The sequence below is a fragment of the Echinicola jeungdonensis genome, from assembly GCF_030409905.1.
Classification (GTDB): Bacteria; Bacteroidota; Bacteroidia; order Cytophagales; family Cyclobacteriaceae; genus Echinicola; species Echinicola jeungdonensis.
Window position 1 is genome coordinate 45,546 of sequence record NZ_JAUFQT010000001.1, and the last position, 17,677, is coordinate 63,222.

At 38.4% G+C, this 17,677-nt stretch carries 17 protein-coding genes; 8 read left to right on the forward strand and 9 right to left on the reverse strand.

All coding sequences use genetic code 11. The features are described from left to right. Positions 1-74: 74 nt before the first annotated feature. Positions 75-377, reverse strand: a complete 303-nt coding sequence (locus tag QWY93_RS00220) for a hypothetical protein (RefSeq protein ID WP_290248878.1) — start codon at positions 375-377, stop codon at positions 75-77. Between QWY93_RS00220 and QWY93_RS00225 the strand changes: the two genes are divergently transcribed. Both QWY93_RS00225 and QWY93_RS00230 read left to right on the forward strand, forming a co-directional pair. Further along, positions 376-1,995 carry a 3-oxoacyl-[acyl-carrier-protein] synthase III C-terminal domain-containing protein gene (locus tag QWY93_RS00225; RefSeq protein ID WP_290248796.1) on the forward strand — a complete coding sequence of 540 codons (1,620 nt, stop codon included), beginning with the start codon at positions 376-378 and terminating at the stop codon, positions 1,993-1,995. The genes QWY93_RS00220 and QWY93_RS00225 overlap by 2 nt on opposite strands. An 11-nt stretch (positions 1,996-2,006) precedes the next feature. After that, positions 2,007-3,362, forward strand: a complete 1,356-nt coding sequence (locus QWY93_RS00230; RefSeq protein ID WP_290246182.1) for a cytochrome P450 — start codon at positions 2,007-2,009, stop codon at positions 3,360-3,362. Between the two features lie 1,236 nt (positions 3,363-4,598). Here QWY93_RS00230 and QWY93_RS00235 read toward each other — a convergent pair. Then, complete coding sequence (locus QWY93_RS00235; protein ID WP_290246183.1) at positions 4,599-5,054, reverse strand: hypothetical protein; 456 nt, start codon at positions 5,052-5,054, stop codon at positions 4,599-4,601. Between the two features lie 132 nt (positions 5,055-5,186). Further along, the gene (locus tag QWY93_RS00240; RefSeq protein WP_290246184.1) at positions 5,187-5,309 is read right to left on the reverse strand and encodes a hypothetical protein; all 123 of its coding nucleotides are present in this window, start codon (positions 5,307-5,309) and stop codon (positions 5,187-5,189) included. A 314-nt stretch (positions 5,310-5,623) separates the two neighbouring features. On the opposite strand from QWY93_RS00240, the gene QWY93_RS00245 reads away from it, so the two are divergent. The 5 genes from QWY93_RS00245 (at position 5,624) to QWY93_RS00265 (ending at position 9,548) form a co-directional block, all read left to right on the forward strand. Continuing rightward, positions 5,624-6,178, forward strand: coding sequence for a peroxiredoxin family protein (locus QWY93_RS00245; RefSeq protein WP_290246185.1), 555 nt, complete (start codon positions 5,624-5,626; stop codon positions 6,176-6,178). Next, positions 6,156-6,617, forward strand: coding sequence for a protein-disulfide reductase DsbD domain-containing protein (locus QWY93_RS00250; RefSeq protein WP_290246186.1), 462 nt, complete (start codon positions 6,156-6,158; stop codon positions 6,615-6,617). The genes QWY93_RS00245 and QWY93_RS00250 overlap by 23 nt, the downstream gene beginning before the upstream one ends. A gap of 203 nt (positions 6,618-6,820) precedes the next feature. Continuing rightward, a complete protein-coding gene (locus tag QWY93_RS00255; protein WP_290246187.1) occupies positions 6,821-7,297 on the forward strand; it encodes a nucleoside deaminase in 477 nt (158 codons plus the stop codon). Positions 7,298-7,336: 39 nt separating this feature from the next. Next, positions 7,337-7,864, forward strand: coding sequence for a hypothetical protein (locus QWY93_RS00260; RefSeq protein WP_290246188.1), 528 nt, complete (start codon positions 7,337-7,339; stop codon positions 7,862-7,864). A gap of 331 nt (positions 7,865-8,195) precedes the next feature. Then, positions 8,196-9,548 (forward strand): transposase, encoded by a 1,353-nt coding sequence (locus QWY93_RS00265; RefSeq protein ID WP_290246189.1) that lies wholly within the window; start codon positions 8,196-8,198, stop codon positions 9,546-9,548. 292 nt (positions 9,549-9,840) lie between these two features. Here QWY93_RS00265 and QWY93_RS00270 read toward each other — a convergent pair whose 3' ends face one another. Next, complete coding sequence (locus tag QWY93_RS00270) at positions 9,841-11,394, reverse strand: hypothetical protein (RefSeq protein WP_290246190.1); 1,554 nt, start codon at positions 11,392-11,394, stop codon at positions 9,841-9,843. Between the two features lie 141 nt (positions 11,395-11,535). Here QWY93_RS00270 and QWY93_RS00275 point away from each other — a divergent pair, with 141 nt between their 5' ends. Next, positions 11,536-12,708: a 2-isopropylmalate synthase gene (locus tag QWY93_RS00275; protein WP_290246191.1), complete on the forward strand. Its 1,173-nt coding sequence runs from the start codon at positions 11,536-11,538 to the stop codon at positions 12,706-12,708. A gap of 287 nt (positions 12,709-12,995) precedes the next feature. Here QWY93_RS00275 and ffh read toward each other — a convergent pair whose 3' ends face one another. The 5 genes from ffh to QWY93_RS00300 all read right to left on the reverse strand — a co-directional run bounded on the left by ffh (position 12,996) and on the right by QWY93_RS00300 (position 17,603). Continuing rightward, positions 12,996-14,336: a signal recognition particle protein gene (gene ffh, locus QWY93_RS00280; protein ID WP_290246192.1), complete on the reverse strand. Its 1,341-nt coding sequence runs from the start codon at positions 14,334-14,336 to the stop codon at positions 12,996-12,998. Positions 14,337-15,149: 813 nt separating this feature from the next. Then, the gene (locus QWY93_RS00285) at positions 15,150-16,034 is read right to left on the reverse strand and encodes a DUF5777 family beta-barrel protein (protein ID WP_290246193.1); all 885 of its coding nucleotides are present in this window, start codon (positions 16,032-16,034) and stop codon (positions 15,150-15,152) included. Positions 16,035-16,087: 53 nt separating this feature from the next. Then, positions 16,088-16,624 carry a YceI family protein gene (locus QWY93_RS00290; protein ID WP_290246194.1) on the reverse strand — a complete coding sequence of 179 codons (537 nt, stop codon included), beginning with the start codon at positions 16,622-16,624 and terminating at the stop codon, positions 16,088-16,090. Positions 16,625-16,636: 12 nt separating this feature from the next. Beyond that, positions 16,637-17,005: a 2-polyprenyl-6-methoxyphenol hydroxylase gene (locus QWY93_RS00295; RefSeq protein WP_290246195.1), complete on the reverse strand. Its 369-nt coding sequence runs from the start codon at positions 17,003-17,005 to the stop codon at positions 16,637-16,639. Between the two features lie 73 nt (positions 17,006-17,078). After that, complete coding sequence (locus QWY93_RS00300) at positions 17,079-17,603, reverse strand: CHRD domain-containing protein (RefSeq protein WP_290246196.1); 525 nt, start codon at positions 17,601-17,603, stop codon at positions 17,079-17,081. Between the last annotated feature and the right edge of the window lie 74 nt (positions 17,604-17,677).

Genomic DNA, 17,677 nt, shown 5'->3' on the forward strand with positions numbered 1-17,677 from the left:
ATAATTGAAAGCATAGGCACCTACCTTCCAACTCAATCCATTTTATCCAGTGAGATAATAAGGGGTTGTAAAAATCATATCAGATTTCCATTAGAAAAATTATCCGGAATAAAGAGCCGAAGGGTTGCAGGGCAACATGAGTTTTCAATTGATTTAGCTAGAAATGCCATCATTGACTGTTTTGAGAAATCAAAATTTGGCCCAACTGATATTGATATCCTAATATGTTGTAATATTTCCCGATATGATGGTCCGGATATTATTTCTTTTGAACCTTGTACTTCTGTCAAACTAAAGCATGAGCTAGGTTTCTCCCATGCCATTGTTTTTGATATTACCAATGCTTGTGCCGGCTTATTTACAGGAATATACATCATCAATACCTTATTAAAATCCGGAGCAATAAGTCGAGGCATGGTGGCAAGTGGTGAAAACTTAACACATGTAACGAACACAGCCCAAAAAGAAATTGAAAGTTTCATGGATTCCCGTCTAGCTTGCCTTACTCTGGGAGATGCTGGAGCAGCATTGATTTTAGAACAATCCGAAAGCAAAGAAACGGGATTTCATGAAATAGAACTTCAAACCTTCGGCAGATACAGTGAATACTGTATAGTCAATGTTTCCCAAAATGGTGGATGGATCATGCAGACGGACGCAGTAAACCTGACCGAAGTCGGAATTAAATCAGGTGCCCAACAATCTATTCAATTACTCCAAAAGGCTGGTTGGTTACCAGATAGGTTTCAACATCTAATACTGCACCAAACCTCTAAAACATCACTTAAAAGTGCAAGAGATGAAATCAATAAAATATTTAACCACTCAATTTTAAACGACCAAAACACCATAAACAATCTTGAAAATAGGGGAAACACTGCTTCCACTTCACATTTTATTGCCTTATCTGATCAAATCCGCAATAATAAGATTAAATCAGGAGATAAAGTTATTTTTGGTATTACCGCCTCTGGACTTACAACGGGCACTGCACTTTACACCTTTGATGACTTACCAAATAGATTGAATCATAAGAAATTATCTCAAAATATTGAGCACACCAAAAATTTAATCCATTCATCAAAAATTGATAAACTTCAGAATATCCGGATTGGAATAGAAAAGGTAGGGACGGTAACTGATGAAGTTCCCCAATCAAAAGATTCCCTGGAATTACTTCAAAATGCTGCGGAAAATTGTCTAATTAAATCTTCGTATCAAAAGAATGACATAGGATTATTAATTCATTCAGGAGTATATCGTAGTGGATACATATTAGAACCGGCTTATGCAACTTTACTTTCCGGTAGGCTGAACATGAATGCAACTTTCTTGAACCCTAATAACAAAAAAACACTTGCTTTTGATATTTTTAATGGTTCTTTGGGATTTCTAAACGCTTGTTTTGTTGCCCAGCATATGATAGGTATGGGAAAATGTCAGCAAGCAATGATTGTGGCGACTGAATATGAAAACAATGCAAATCAATTTCCTGATAAACTTTTGGGAGTTCGGACAACTGCATCGGCCACCATAATGCATACACCCTCGAATAACAATACGGGTTTTTCAAATTTCTCCTTCCTTTATAAAACTTCCTATTTAAATTCCTATTCCACTTATTGTTCTACCGCTGAAGTCTACCCGTACCTTCATATAAAAAAGGATCCTGACCTTGAACAAAAATATATTGATAATATTTATGAATGTATTGAAGACCTTTTAGAAAAAGAAGGGCTTTTTATAGATCAAATCAAATGGATATTTCCACCCCAAATTTCATTTGATTTCATTGTTAATTTAAGTCAACAATTAAATCTTCCATTAGAAAAATTCATTGATGTGGTTCAATCAGGACCTGATTTATTTTCTTCCTCTATCCCCATAGCCTTCGAATACGCCCAGGAAAAACATCTCATAAAAGAGGGGGATATAGGTTTAATGATTGCAGCAGGTTCTGGAATCCAAGTAGGGGCTGCTATATACCATTTTTAATCTTTCATATTATGAAAAAGCCCCTATATACATCCAAGCATCCTCCGGGCCCCAAAAGACTAAACCCTTTTTCAAATTTATTGGGTTTTAGAAAGGATAGTCTTGGTTTCATGAAAAATATCGCTGAGAAATATGGAGATATTGCTCAATTTAAAATAGGACATCTTCGAATTTTACTGTTAAATCACCCGGACTTTATCAAAGAAGTGCTTTCCACACAACAGGATAATTTCGTCAAAGGTAGGCCCCTAAAAATGGCAAAAGAACTATTAGGAGAGGGATTGCTTACTAGTGAAGGGGATTTTCATAAGCACCATTCGCGAATAATGCAACCGGCATTTCACCGGAAAATGATGGACATTTATTCCCCTGTCATGTCAGAATTTGCCTCAAGGTTAATGAACGGCTGGAAAAATGGGACATCGGTGGATATTTTTAAAGAAATGGTCAGAATGAGTACCGGAATTGCTGGAAAGACCATGTTTGGTGTTGATTTAGAAGAAGAAGCTGCAGAAATTAATCAGGAATTTGAATCTATAATGGATATTTTTGGAAGGGTAACCCTTCCATTTGCGGAATATTTGCTTAAGCTTCCTCTTCCAGGCTCTATTAGATTTTTTAAAGCAAAAAGTCGATTGGATAAAATCATTTATAAAATTATTGAAGAGCGCCGGAAAACTAAATTAGACAAAGGTGATTTACTTTCCCTGCTACTTTTAGCCCAAGAAACAAATAAAAAAGATCGTGGGATCAGCAATGAGGAAATCCGGGATGAAGCCCTTACTCTATTACTCACCGCATTTGACACTACTTCCCTTGCTCTTACCTGGACCTGGTACCTCCTTTCGCAAAATCCACTAGCTGAGGAAGAATTACATGAAGAAGTCGACCAAGTATTACAAGGTCGGCAACCTACTTTGGATGATTATCCAAAGTTGAAATTTACCAAAATGGTTTTCACAGAAGCAATGCGGTTATACCCCCCTATTTATGTTATCGTCCGAGAAGCCCGTTCAAATTTAACAATCGGCGATTATTTCATTCCTAAGGGAACCATTGTCTTGATGAGCCCTTACCTGATACATCACGATTCAAGGTTTCATAAAGACCCCATGAAGTTCAATCCTCAATCTTGGGCACCTTCCACTAATCGACAAAAATCAAAATATGAGTATTTTCCATTCAGTGAAGGTCCACGTTCATGTATTGGTCAGCATTATGCCTGGTTAGAGGGGGTTATGGTTATCGCTTCAATCTCTCAATTTTGGCGGCTAAAATTGGTGCCGGATCAAGTGGTGGAAATGGCCCAATTATTAAACCTCAGACCCAAAAATGGGATACTGATGCAACTAGAAAAAAGAAAGTAAAATATGACCAAACATCTAGTTCATTGACAACATTCGATTCCAATTATGTCACCCCCTAAAGGCACGGTTCATATTTGGCGATTCTCCCTTGATTTAGGTGAAGGCAAAGAAAATATTTAACATCAATACTTTCTATTGAGGAGCTTGAAAAGGTTGGAAGGCTTCATTTTGAAAAAAATAAAATCCAATCAATTGCTGCACGTGGATTGTTACGTCAAATCTTGGGCTTTTATATAGAGATAAAACCCGATCAAATTCAATTTGATTATTAAATATGGGAAACCCCAATTAAGACCAGAAATTGGTTGGGAAAACATCAATTTCGATCTATCACATTCCAGCAACAAAGCCCTTTTAGATTTTTCTAAAAATCGGAATGTTAGGATCGAAATTGAGCAAATTCGACATGATGTTTCTTATGATCATTTTATCCGTAATTTTTTTTTAAAGAGGGAAATCAGGTTAATAAAGGAAATTACTCAGGAAAAAAGACCGGAAATATTTATTCAATTTTAGACAAGAAAGGAAGCTTTACTTAAAGCTTTTGGGAAAGGGCTTTCTTTTCCAATGGAGCCATTGTATGTATCCTCAATTAGTGGAAAATCACCTTCACTAATCCATATCTTAAATTGGGGATTGTAAAATTCAAATTGGTATGCACGAGATCATTACACCGGGAAAGAATATCCAGCAGCTGTTGCTACTGATGGAGATTTAGGTGACCTCTCATTTTATCATTAATCCTTATAAGCTGATCTTGGGATTATGATTTTCTTTATTACTCAACTTAATCAAGTTAGTGAGATAAAATTGGTCACAAGAAAACTTCCAGTTGGTAATTGCCGGAATCGAATTTTATAGATTTACTGTTATTAAAAATTACATTTGATAATTGGACATCAATTCATCTGTCAACTGAGTGTACACAATAATTCTCTTTGATTACCTAGCTAAGGTAGAATTCTGAAAGCGATTCACATTAGGCTTCCATGAATAACCAAAAGTTCAGATAACCCTGTTATTTTTTCTAACGCTTCAGGAAAAGATGGAATAATCCCTATCAAATACACCGCCGGTATCTTCTACCTCATATTAGCCCCTACTTAAGGTGAATAATTTCACACTTTTGAAGAAATAGGGAATTCAATCAGTATTAGAAATAGAAACCACTTTTTTCAATTTGAAATGGGTAAAAAAAGGCGAGCTTTTTTGCCCGCCCTTAAGACAAAATGTTTTTTAAGGTTGAAAAATAGCGAAATGGGAATCGGCACATTCTCCAGGGTCATCAGTAACCTGACCAGCATCGAGAAAAGTGGTACATCCTCCATCAAATGAATTGATTAAATCCGGCATATTAGCAGGTACTTTTGGACCATGACTTCGAAGCACCAAATGCACTTCTGCACCCCAAGGGTCTATTAAGCCGAATATCGGAATATCTAATCCCAACAAGTCATTAAAAAAAGGCATAGCAGATCCAGACAAGTCTCCTACTTTTTTATGGCCACTTATGGTTATAGAGGAATTTCCTGCGATATTTCCTCCTCCAAAGGAAACATCTGTCATGGTTTCAGGATTAAAAATGTCTGGTTCACCGCATGGACTGGTGGCACAATTTTCAGGGGCATTGAATATTACAAACCAGATGGTATAAGCATTCCCCGCTATAAGTTCCTCTGCATGCAAACTCATTGAAATTCCCTTTGGCCCCCTTATTAGACCGGCTGAAGACCCTTCCACAGGGCTACTTGGATCAGAAAAGGCAAAAACTGGTTGACTGTTTTGGGTACCACCTTTACGAGCCCATTCATCAGCCAAATTCCCCTATTCATAAGAACCCAAAGAAATTTTGGGAACACCCACATACGCTGCTTCTTCTTCAATCTCAGAACAAGCCAAAATAAACAGCGAAATTGAAGCTGTTAGGAAAATAACTAAGCCTTTCATGGTTGTTTTGGGTTAATTTTTAAATGAAAATATGGATACGAATTTTTTAATACCAGCAGGTTTTTAAGTATTATCAAAATTAATTCTTTTACCCCCCTAATCAAATAAAACAAAGTTTAAATAACTGTATTTCAATGTTTTATAGAATAAAATATTATTATCATTATATCGGTTCAAAAAGAAATTTAACTTGATCTCCTAATAAATTTCTCTATTCATTATTTCAACAGGTTTTTCCGGTTTGAAGATCATTGAAATCCAGAAAAATCATTTAAATATTGATTATATTTACAGACATAAAACGCTATACATCAATGAATTATAAAATATCCATATTAGTCCTTTATTTGATTAGTCTGCCTTTATGGGCACAAGGCCAGACCGAATCAATGGACTCCAAGGGAATGGAACTTCCGGATTTCACATTAGTGGATCTGGAAGGCAATACTATTTCCTCTGAAGATTTCAAAGGCGGCTATTTGGTCATCCATATTGCTACTACCTGGTGTCCGTTTTGCAATGCCGAAGCTCCCTATCTTGAAGAGCTAGCCCAGAATTACAGAAATAAAAATGTCAAAGTCCTCATTATCGATGTGAAAGAACCTGCTTCCCTGGTAAAAGAAAAACTGCAAGACCGTTTCAATTTTAGCTTCCCGGTAATATTGGATGAAGATGGGACTGTGGCGGCAAGTTTTGCCCCTGAGGACGTATTGCCCGACTTGGCCCGGGATGAAGTAATGCTTGCCTCCAATATATTAGTTGATCTGGAGGGAAATATCCAATATATGTCCTTGCTGGATTCTAAGAATTTTGACGCAAAACTTTTGGGGCTTAAAGCTAAACTTGATGAGCTATTGTCTGAAAATTAGTATTGGGATACTCCTACTGATTGGGATCACCCTTCCAGCAAATGGACAAGAAAAACACTGGGTAAAACTGATTAATGAGCAAATTACCTTAAAAGAAAATAATCAACAGCTAGAGTTGGTTTTTGCCATTCAAAATGGAATGCACATTCAGGCAGATGAAGTGAATGACCCCAATTTTATTCCAACCCGGATTACCATAGAATGGCCAGCATCTTTTCAAATTGACTCTGCTCAGTTTTCTGCCCCAAAAACTTTCAAAATGATTGGAGAAGATCAGCCTTTGCAAGTATTTTCTAATCAATTCACTGTGAAATTTTTGGTAAAAAAAGCCCAAAAGGGGACTTTTAAAATCCCAGGAGAATTATACTATCAAGCTTGCAATGCCTATAAATGCTTTTTTCCAAGGACTTTAAATTTTAACATAGACTTGCAAAACTAACAACTTATCCATTTGCTTTGAATTTTCAGAAAAAAGGCGATTTAATTCCTTTAGCTCCTAAAATCTTTTAATTCTGCGGATATTTATCTCTTTTTATTTTTTCATTTTACCAATCATATGGTTATTTTCATAAAGGAAGCCTGAGGTTTTGAATTGCTTTTGAAAGGCTTTTAATATTATGGAAACAAACCGATTATAAGCAAATGACTGAACAGCAACGAACCTTTATGGAAATGGCAATTTCCCTGGCAAAAGAAGGAATGAGTTCCGGAAAGGGAGGCCCGTTTGGCTGTATTGTTGTAAAAGAGGGGGTCGTCATTGGAAAAGGAAACAATAGTGTCCTAAGTACCAATGACCCAACTGCTCATGCGGAGATCATGGCCATCCGGGATGCCTGCAAATCACTTGGACATTTTCAGCTTGAAGACTGTGAGGTTTATTCCTCCTGTGAACCTTGCCCTATGTGCCTGGGAGCCATTTATTGGGCAAGACCTAAGCGCGTATTTTTTGCCAATACCAGAAAGGATGCCGCCAATGCTGGGTTTGATGATGATTTTATTTATCAGGAACTCCCGATTGCCCCTGAAAACAGGAAAATACCCATGATCCATTTTAAACAAAATGGAGCTAAGGAGGTATTCCAAATGTGGATCGACAAACCAGATAAGAAAATATACTGAATCCATTTTAATTAAATCAGTAACCAAAACCTTATGATTATGAATACTAGGAACATATTAATAATTATATCTCTTATCATTTTGGTGGCATGCTCGTCATCAAATGAGGATCAGTTTGAATATCAAGAGGAAAAAGTCTTGGACAAAGAATCCGGGGATGAATATTCCATGGAAAAATTTGACACCCTTACCGTGGTTCATATTGATGGGACACAGGAGGAAATCCTGGTGGAAGATGCGCCTTTTTATGGCTCTGAAAAAGGTACCAAATTCATTAAATCCGGTGAAAGCCGATTAGAAAAAAGAGAAGAAGCTTTGATGGCAGAGAAAAAACAAAAAATCAAGGAGGAAAGAATCAAAAGGTATGAATCTTTTAGTGATGAAGAACTCCTTGAAGAATTTAACAGGCTTCGAGAGGAGGATGCCTCCTTTTCCCAGCAAATGGACGTAATAATTGAGCTGGAACGCAGAGAAGTTATTGGAAGGGATGAGGTTCCATCCATGCTTGAGGAGGATTCCACCATGATCGATTACGATTTGGAATACAATCCTGAATCCATGGATTAGGTATTCCATAATACTCTTTTCTTATAGATTACGGTGACCAAAATGGAATCGAATATCTTATTTACAGGAAGGAAGGCTGCATATTCCAAGGTGAAATATTCAATGGAAATGAAAAATATTCCGGCTGTATTTTGACTTTGGAATAAGTAAAAAAAGGTGGTTTGTGTCCGCACAAACCACCTTTTCTATAGGGCTTCTTGTTAATTAGCTAAATCACTGACTCTTAATAAACAGGGTTGCGAAAAAATAACTCAAAAACCCCGAAAATCGTCCAAAAGGGCTTTTTCCGGGGTTTTCTTTTTCGTATTTTTTGTTTGCAGACAAAAATACTATGAAAGATACCATACAGCTCCCTATTTTCAAAGACTTTGACGGATACTCTCCAAAGTATCACTTTTTCAAGAATTCCTTGCTTGGCCAGATCCATGACAGCCTGCCATGGGAAAAGCTTTCGAGCCTTGTTCCTGAAAAGCTGCAGGGGCCTGGTGCCCCAAGGTGGTTCGGTGCCAAGGGCATGTTTGCCCTGATGTTTTTGAAAGCCTACCTGAATACCTCAGACCGCCAATTGATAGAGCGTTTCAATACCGACTGGAGCCTTCAGTATTTCTGCGGGAAAGTATTGGCAGCAGACCAACAGATCCGGGACCTTACCATTATGACACGGATCAGGGCCTACATCGAGGAACATTGCCACTGGGAACAGATCCAAGAGGTACTAATGGATCACTGGAAACAGGATGTGGACAACAGCCACGTCTTATTAATGGATGCCACCTGTTATGAAAGTTATGTCCGTTTCCCCACCGACCCCAAACTACTCTGGGAATGCTGCCAGTGGGTGTTTGAAAAGCAACTGTTCAAAAAATGTAAACAATTGGGCATAAAAAGGCCCCGGTCAAAATACAGGGAGCAGAAGGCCAAACAGCTTGGCTACTTCCGTAAAAGACGCAAATCCTTTAAGGAAACCCTCAAAAGGAAAAAATCCCTGGTCTTCCTGTTGGAAAAAGGACTTGGCCAGTTACAAGAGATCCTAGACTTTTATCAAGGGGCGGGGCTTAAACCAAATGACTTTGCCTGTCTGAAGACCATCAAAAAAGTCTTGGTCCAGCAGCAGTTTTTGTTGGAAAATCCTCCCTCCGAACTTAAGGACCGCATCGTTTCCCTCCATAAACCTTATCTCCGGCCGATCGTCCGGGGAAAGGAAAACAAACCTGTGGAGTTCGGTATGAAAGCCCATATCCTTCAGACAGGCGGGCTATCATTTATCGATAAACTGGACTTCAACAACTTCAATGAATGTACCCGGTTGAAAATATCCACGGTAAAACATACCCGGATTTTCGGACAGACTTCCCAGCTGGGTGCCGACCGGATTTATGCCACCAATGCCAACAGAAAGTATTGTACCTCCAAAGACATATTCACCGGCTTCCCCAAAAAAGGCCCCAAACCGCACAACAAAGCCGAAAAGATTCTGAGTGCTGAAGTCTCCAAACAAAGGGCAACGGCAATGGAAGGGGCTTTCGGCAACCATAAAAACCACTATGGACTGGTTAAAATACGAGTAAAGGGAGATAAAAGGGAAAAGCTGGCCGTGCTGTTCGGCATTATGGCAGCCAACGCCGTAGCAGTTGCCAAACGAAGAAACCAACAGGAATCCCCGCCCATCAACAAAGCTGCTTGACAAAAACTACCGCCGGAAAGAAGGATTACAGGACAGGTGTGTCCAATTGTCAAAACCACCCCAAAAATCAACCCCTTCAATTCAGTAATTGTACTTTTCCTTACACAAATTGTACTCTGAATTTTACTTCAAAGTACCCTAAAAACAAATTAACCTTTTAGTTAAGTCACTAAAAGGTTAATTATGTCTATTTCCCAAAGAGGCCTCTATATCAACCCTACCGTTAACAAATAACAGCTATCTCATTTTATTATTCTGCTATTAAAACCTAAAATGGGGAATTGATAATGTCCTACTTCTCCATCTTTTTCAAAAACTTTTCCCGGATAATTTCCTGTACAGGTCTTCCCTGAATTTTACTTTCCAACCAAGAGATGATATCCAAATATAAAAAAGCCCTTTTCTCATAAGGATCCTGCTCATATTGCTGGAGACGGTCCCGGAGTTCGATAAAAGCAGATTTCAACTGGTAATCATAAATCCTGCTAAGATTACGGATAAAATGCATCATTTCCTGCTGGACCAGGTGCAAGTCCTGCATTTTAATAAGGAACTTATATACATTCTTAATCTGGATTTCCAAATTATCATCCATGCCTTCCTCATAGCTGGCGATTAATTTCAGAATATGGGCAAAGCACTGCAAATCTTCCCTTAACCCATCCCCTACATGGCTTATGACTTCATCCAAATGCTTGATGGCATTAACATTATCTCCACTACCAAAGTACAGACAGGCAATTTTGTAATGCAGTACCATTACATGATGGACATCCAATTTTCCGGATAAGGCCTTCATTTCTTTCAAAAGGGATGGCACCACTTTTTCCAAACCCTCTGTAAAATCCCCCGTCAAAAAATGAAAATTGATACTATTTGAGTAATAATAAAGGAAAGCCAAAATTCTGCAGTTTTCATCCATCTTAAAATCATCTTCCTCCAGACTTTTTTTAAACTGGACAAAAACCGAAGAAAACCGGTCATATTGTTGCATATAAAACAGGGCATCTAAAAGGTAATGGTAAGCTTTTAAATAGTTTCCTGTGGCCACTTTTTTCATTTGTGGATTTTCAATATAAAGATCCACCCACCTCTGGGCTGCCCGAAAGCACAGCGGAAAATCCTGGATAATATGATAAAACCAAACTTGGGCCTGGAACAGGTATAATTTTTCGTAGAAGTTTAAATTTTCTGGTTCATAGTCAGGCATGTTTTTGAGGTAATAAGCTTCCACCAATTTCCGGTCATATTCATCTTTGACATGGCCAACTTTTAGGTACAATCCATACAATTGCAGGGAAAGGTTGCTGAATGAATTTTTCAATGAGGCACTGTTGACCAAGGTTTTAGCCTCATTGGCCAAAATCTCTGCCCGGTCCCTCATACTTCTGGTAATATGCTGGGATTCGATTACCTTTTCTAATTCCACAATCCTAAGTATAAGGGTATCCAGAAAGTATTTCCTGGCGATTTGCTTGGCCCGGTCCAGTAACCTCAAGCTCTGTTGATATAGGCCTTTATTATAAAGTATCCTGGCAAAGTCAATTTGCTCATTCAACTGTAATTCCACATTTTGATCTGCATAGATCAACCTTAAACTGGTCAAAATCTGCTTATACAAATGAGACTTCATATTTGCCAATTGTTTTTTGGAAACAGGAGCTTTTTTTAAGAGTTTTTCCTCATCATAATGGTCCAACCTGTCCATGGCCTCGAAAAGTTGTATAAATTTGGCATTCTCATTTGCCCCAAATCTCTTTGCATATAATTTAAAACCCCGCTTTTCAGAGGGGGTCAAAGATTTAATTAAAATAAATGCAGAATCTTTTTCTTTGTTTGACTTCATATAGTTTTAAACTGCAAATTATTGGTTTTCAGCTTTTTATAACCTAACTTACACAGTTAGACATTGGACAAATAAAGTTAAAGGAATTTACAATCAAAGCATAAGCTTTTACTTTAGATTTTCGATAAAAAAATACGCATTATGGATAAACGACAAGTACTGATCTTTGATACCACCTTGAGGGACGGAGAACAGGTCCCCGGCTGCAAATTGAATACTCCTCAAAAGATTGAGATTGCCCAGCAGCTGGAAAAGCTGGGGGTAGATGTGATCGAAGCCGGATTTCCAATTTCAAGTCCCGGTGATTTCAACTCAGTCGTAGAAATTTCAAAAAGTGTATCCGAACCTATCATCTGTGGACTTTCCAGAGGAGTGAAAAAGGATATTGAGGTTGCTGCTGAAGCCCTGAAATATGCCAAACGCCCACGAATCCACACCGGAATCGGCACCTCCCCTTCCCATATCAAATACAAATTTAAAAGCACGCCAGAGCTAATCCTTGAAAGAGGTGTAGAAGCTGTCAAGCATGCCAAAAGATTTGTGGAAGATGTGGAGTTTTACGCAGAGGACGCAGGAAGAACTGACAACGAATACCTTGCCCGTATATGTGAGGAGGTTATAAAAGCGGGTGCTACGGTACTTAATATTCCGGACACCACCGGCTATTGCCTTCCAGATGAATATGGCGCCAAAATAAAATACCTGATGGACAATGTAAGAGGGATAGAGAATGTAATCATTTCTGCCCATTGCCATAATGATCTTGGACTGGCCACTGCCAATGCTATCTCCGCAGTAATGAACGGGGCCCGACAGATAGAATGTACCATCAACGGAATTGGCGAAAGAGCTGGAAACACTTCCCTTGAAGAAGTTTCCATGATCATGAAGCAACATCCAAGATTGAATGTTTATAATAACATCAATTCCAAATTGCTTAATCCAATAAGTAAATTGGTTTCAGAAAGAATGGGAATGTTGGTTCAGCCAAATAAAGCCATTGTAGGATCCAATGCCTTTGCCCATTCCTCTGGTATCCACCAGGATGGAGTAATCAAAAACAGGGAAACCTATGAAATCATCGACCCTGCTGATGTAGGGGTAACCGAATCCATGATCGTATTAACTGCCAGAAGTGGTCGGGCTGCATTGGCTTTCCGTGCCCACCGAATTGGCTATAACCTAACAAAACTTCAATTGGACGATGTGTATCAATTGTTCCTGGAAAAAGCTGATGTGACCAAGGAAGTTACTGATGATGATCTTCATGAAATCATGAAATTAGCCAAGATCGCTGGGAATGTAGAAGCGTAATCGAAATAGTAATTCCATAAAAAAAGAGGAATGATCAACTCATTCCTCTTTTTTTTGTTCAAACTACAATACATCATTTACAAAGACCTGATATACACTGATTATTTTTTATTTAAGTACTTATTCCCCACAGGCTTTCAGATCAACCCTTAGCTTCACCTTTGTACCATCGGGCCTTTTTGGTCCCATAAAAAAAGCCGGAAGAGGTCTCCACCTCCTACCAGCTTTCATATAATTTTTCTTGAGCTTGTCTCAAGGCTTATTATTCCCTTCTAAAAATAATTTTCTTAATTTCTTCCTCCTGCCTTTGGCATCAAATTCCCCAATGCACGCTGGGCTCCACCCATTTTATTCATTTGCTTCATGAGCTTCCTCATATCAGCAAATTGCTTCATAAGGTTATTGACTTCCTGGATGGTTCTACCACTTCCCTTTGCAATTCTCCTTCTTCTTCCTCCATCGATAATATCTGGATTTTCCCTTTCTGTAGGAGTCATACTACGGATAATGGCTTCTATAGGAATAAAAGAATCATCATCAATATCAATGCCTTTAAGGGCTTTCCCCATTCCCGGGATCATTCCCATCAGATCCTTCAGGTTACCCATCTTCTTGATCTGCTCCAATTGGGAAAGGAAATCATCAAAGTTGAATTGGTTTTTTCTGATCTTGGCATTGATCCGCTTGGCTTCATCCTCATCGAAAGATTGCTGCGCCTTTTCTACCAATGAAACCACATCCCCCATACCCAGAATCCGCTGGGCCATACGGTCAGGATAGAAAAGATCTAGATTTTCCATCTTCTCACCTGTGGAGATAAATTTAATTGGTTTGTTGACAACGTGACGGATGGATATGGCAGCACCACCTCGGGTATCACCATCTAACTTGGTCAACACTACCCCATCAAAATCCAATCGCTCATCAAAAGTCTTGGCAGTATTAACAGCATCCTGACCGGTCATAGAGTCCACCACAAACAAGGTCTCTGTAGGATTGAGATTTTCTTTTAATTCAGAAATCTCTTTCATCATCTGTTCATCCACAGCCAAACGACCTGCCGTATCAACGATGACCGTTTTCTTGCCATTTCTCTTGGCGTATTCTATACCCCTCTGGGCAATTTCAACAGCATTTTTGTTTTCAGGTTCAGCATATACCTCAACCCCTATCTGCTCACCTAATGTCTTTAATTGTTCGATGGCAGCAGGACGATAAATATCACAGGCAATCAACAAGGTCTGACGGCCTTGCTTTTTCAGATAGGTAGCCAATTTACCGGAGAAGGTAGTTTTCCCAGAACCCTGAAGTCCGGAAATCAAAACTACTGCCGGATCTCCCTGAATATTAATATCCTTCTTCTCACCCCCCATAATCTTGGTAAGCTCTTCTTGGGTGATTTTCACCAACAATTGTCCGGGAGAAACCGAAATCAAAACGTCCCTACCAAGGGCTTCCTCTTTGATTTTATCCGTTACATCCTTTGCCACCTTATAGTTCACGTCGGCATCAATCAATGCCCTTCTGATTTCTTTGGCCGTAGTTGCAACGTTGATTTCTGTAATCTTGCCCGTTCCTTTGAGGGTCTTAAATGCTCTATCTAGTTTATAACTGAGATTATCAAACATGCTCTTTTATTCTATTTATTGCAAAAATACAATAAATAAAGTTTTTTTGAAGGTAAGTGGTATTTATCTGAAAAATTCTTTATCCACCTTAGGCTTTCCCTCAATCTTTTAGTTAAATCTAAAAATAACTACCCCCACTTAACCATCTGAATATCAATATTTAAACAACTTTAAAAACAGGTTTTACACATCAAAATCCTAAATTATGCAGTTCATTGAAGAAAGATAACAAAAAATACTCTTTTTTAGGTGTTTTATTTTTCAACAAAAAATCCTATATTGGAATTACTGTTTCACTTTTTCAACCAAGAAGTTATCAACTTAATTTTTCATTTTTTAGTAGAAAGAAAGCCGCCGGGATTTTTCCGGCGGTTTTTTGCTTTAATCACCGGAAAACTGGATGTTATATTAAAAAAAATCTCCTCCATCTTCCCTTACTGTTTCCCAAATTTAAAGAATCCACCCATATTTCCAAAATAATTCAATTACTTTTAGGTAATTTTACATTTTTCGCAAACCTCACCCGATATTAATGGATAGTTTCAAATACTCTATCTCAACTCCAGGTAAATTTCATCAATTCCTTAATTGAAAATTAAAATCAGCTATCTCGGATTTTCCATCCCAGATCAAAACTAGAGTGATTTTCAATCCTTATGACCGGATAAAAAAAGGAAGCGTTTTTAATTCTGAGCCAAAGAGAATAAGTGGGGTTTAGCTCAAACGGAATAAAAAGTTAACTAATAAGCTGGTAAAGCCGAGGATTTGAGTAATTTTCATTATTTCCTAATCAGGATTCATGATAGGAATTCCTTACCAGTCCTTGTTTTTATTTTTCAGCTGGAAAGTTCTGGAAATATTAAATCCAAAATGGATATCTCCATCCCAGAAATCACCTGTTGTTGATGGAATAAATCCACTTTCGGTCATGGCCCTGGAATTGGTCAAATGAAGCTGGAAGACATGACCTCCAGTTTCAATATCCACACCAATGGCCACGGCATTGTGATTCCGGTCATTGTCAGGTGCATTGGCCCTGTAAATGTACTCCAGATTAATGGCAGTTCCTGGCGTAACTTGGTACTTCCCTCCCATTCCCAAGGCATAAAGGTTGTTTTTATCTGTTGGTCTTGGCACCAAATTCCTATGAACCAGGGTAGGTGCCAATTGCAGGGAAATTTTATTAAATTTTCTGGCAAGGATTGCCTGATGGGTATAGGCCAATTTTCTTTTAAAATTCATAGGCAAATCAGGCCTTTTAAAAGTCTTGATGGCCATATTGGAATACCAAACCAAAGAAACGGGCATATTTTTTTCGCCCGATTCCTGCCATAGAATTTTATATTTTACCAAACCATCATAAATTTTTTCAAATGAATTTCGTCCAACTCCTATCGTCAATCGATCTGTAATGGCATAATCCAGTCCCAATCTGATATTGGAATCATCTAAGCCAAAAAACTGATAAGAACCGGAGTTGACCCGGCCAAAACGGTGAGAAATGATAAAGTCTAAGGTTCCTTCCGGCCGGGTCTCCACGGTATGCCCATTTATCAGCCGGGTACCTTTAAAGGTTCCGGTTACTTTTTGATCTACAGGCTCGGTGGATTCTTCTAGTTGTTTTAGCAGATCATCTTGAGCATAGGCTACTTGGGAAAACAACAATAATAATAGAAGAGACAGATTAAAAGATTTCATGGTGTTGGACAGTTTTTATTGGGATTTGTTAAAGTTTTAAGTAAAGCCTCAATTTACTGAGCATTAAATTTAAAATTAACCGTTACTTCCACTTCTTCAGAAATATTATAAAACAAAACTTTGGGAATTTCCACATCATAATCTGCCACTTTAATGGGGAAAACAGCTTCCATTTCTATTTTATTACCCGAAACCGTAAAATCTCCAGTAACTTGGAAATCCCTTGTAATACCATGAATGGTCATCTTTCCTTTAGCAACGGCCTTTTGTGTACCACTGCTTTCCATGTCATAGTTGCTCAATTGGCCTTGAAATGTTCCCCTGGGATATTTGTCGGATTCCATAAATCTTTCATTAAAATGCTGTTGCATCAATGATTTCCTGAATTCAAATCCCTTGATGGGTACCACAAAAGCCAATTCCCCTGATTTTGAATCAAACAATCCAGTCGCATCCTTATTGGTGGCCTTGATGTCCTCTAATGGGGCATCCGAAAAGAATGTAACCTTACTATCTGTGGATTTATAGGTCTGCCCCAATAAAGGCAAACACCAAGACCACACCAAAAATATCAACATTAACAGTTTCATCTCACTTTCATTTTAATTGTCCTGGGCACCATTGGCTACCCAACAATAAATATCATCTTTCTCTTGTTCAGATAATGTGTTATTAGCTTCAGGAGGTGGCATGAAACCACTTTGGGTATAAGTACGAATTGTGGTGGCATTTTGGATGATATTTTCCTTTACAGTGAAATCCACAGTTCCTGTACCTCCTGGTACATGGCAACCTGATACGGCGCAATTTGCATTGATAATTGCCAATACATCCCCAGACAGGGTGGCATTGTTATTTTCACAAGGATCGCCATTTCCATTTCCCGGATTGATATCTTCTTCATTTTCACTGGAACAAGCCCCCGCAAATACCAGTAACATAAAAACCATCAAATACTTCATTAATTTCATAATTAATTTATTTAAGGTTAAAATCACTTTCTGAAAAACTGGAGCCCCTGATGGGCCCCATTTTCATTTTTCTTTAATAGGAGGGTCCTCCTCCGTTACCCCCGTTATTATTTCCTGTTCCGGAGCTATTGCTACCAATGTTTCCCTGGGCAACCAAGGTGGACAAATTTGATCCACTTAAATGGACATTGACGTAACCATCATAAATGAGCAATTCATCGAAAGTAATGGGGGTACCATCATTTTCTTCCGTAACCAAGGTTTGACTCATCCCTGTAGCACCATCCACATCAGTAAGGTCTATTTCTATTGGACCTCCTTCACTTGCTGAATTGGAATGAATATGTGAAGGGTGGCTATTACCAGAAGTAGTTCCAACCAGGTCAATGGTCACCATAGTGGACCCATCATTTTGCCTTTCAAATTTTACTGTCCCATAAATGGCAGGATCAGAAACAGGGTCCAGCGTATAGGTTCTTTCCTGAACCTGTGGATCTCCATTGCCATTATCATCGTCATCATCATCATTACATGAGATCAATCCTAATCCGGCGATCAGAAATAAACTGATCATCCAATAAATTATTCGCTTATTCATCACTTCTATCATTTCGGTTGTTATAAAATATCCTCTTTTCTACACACTTAAAGTTCGGCGAATACTTTTCATAT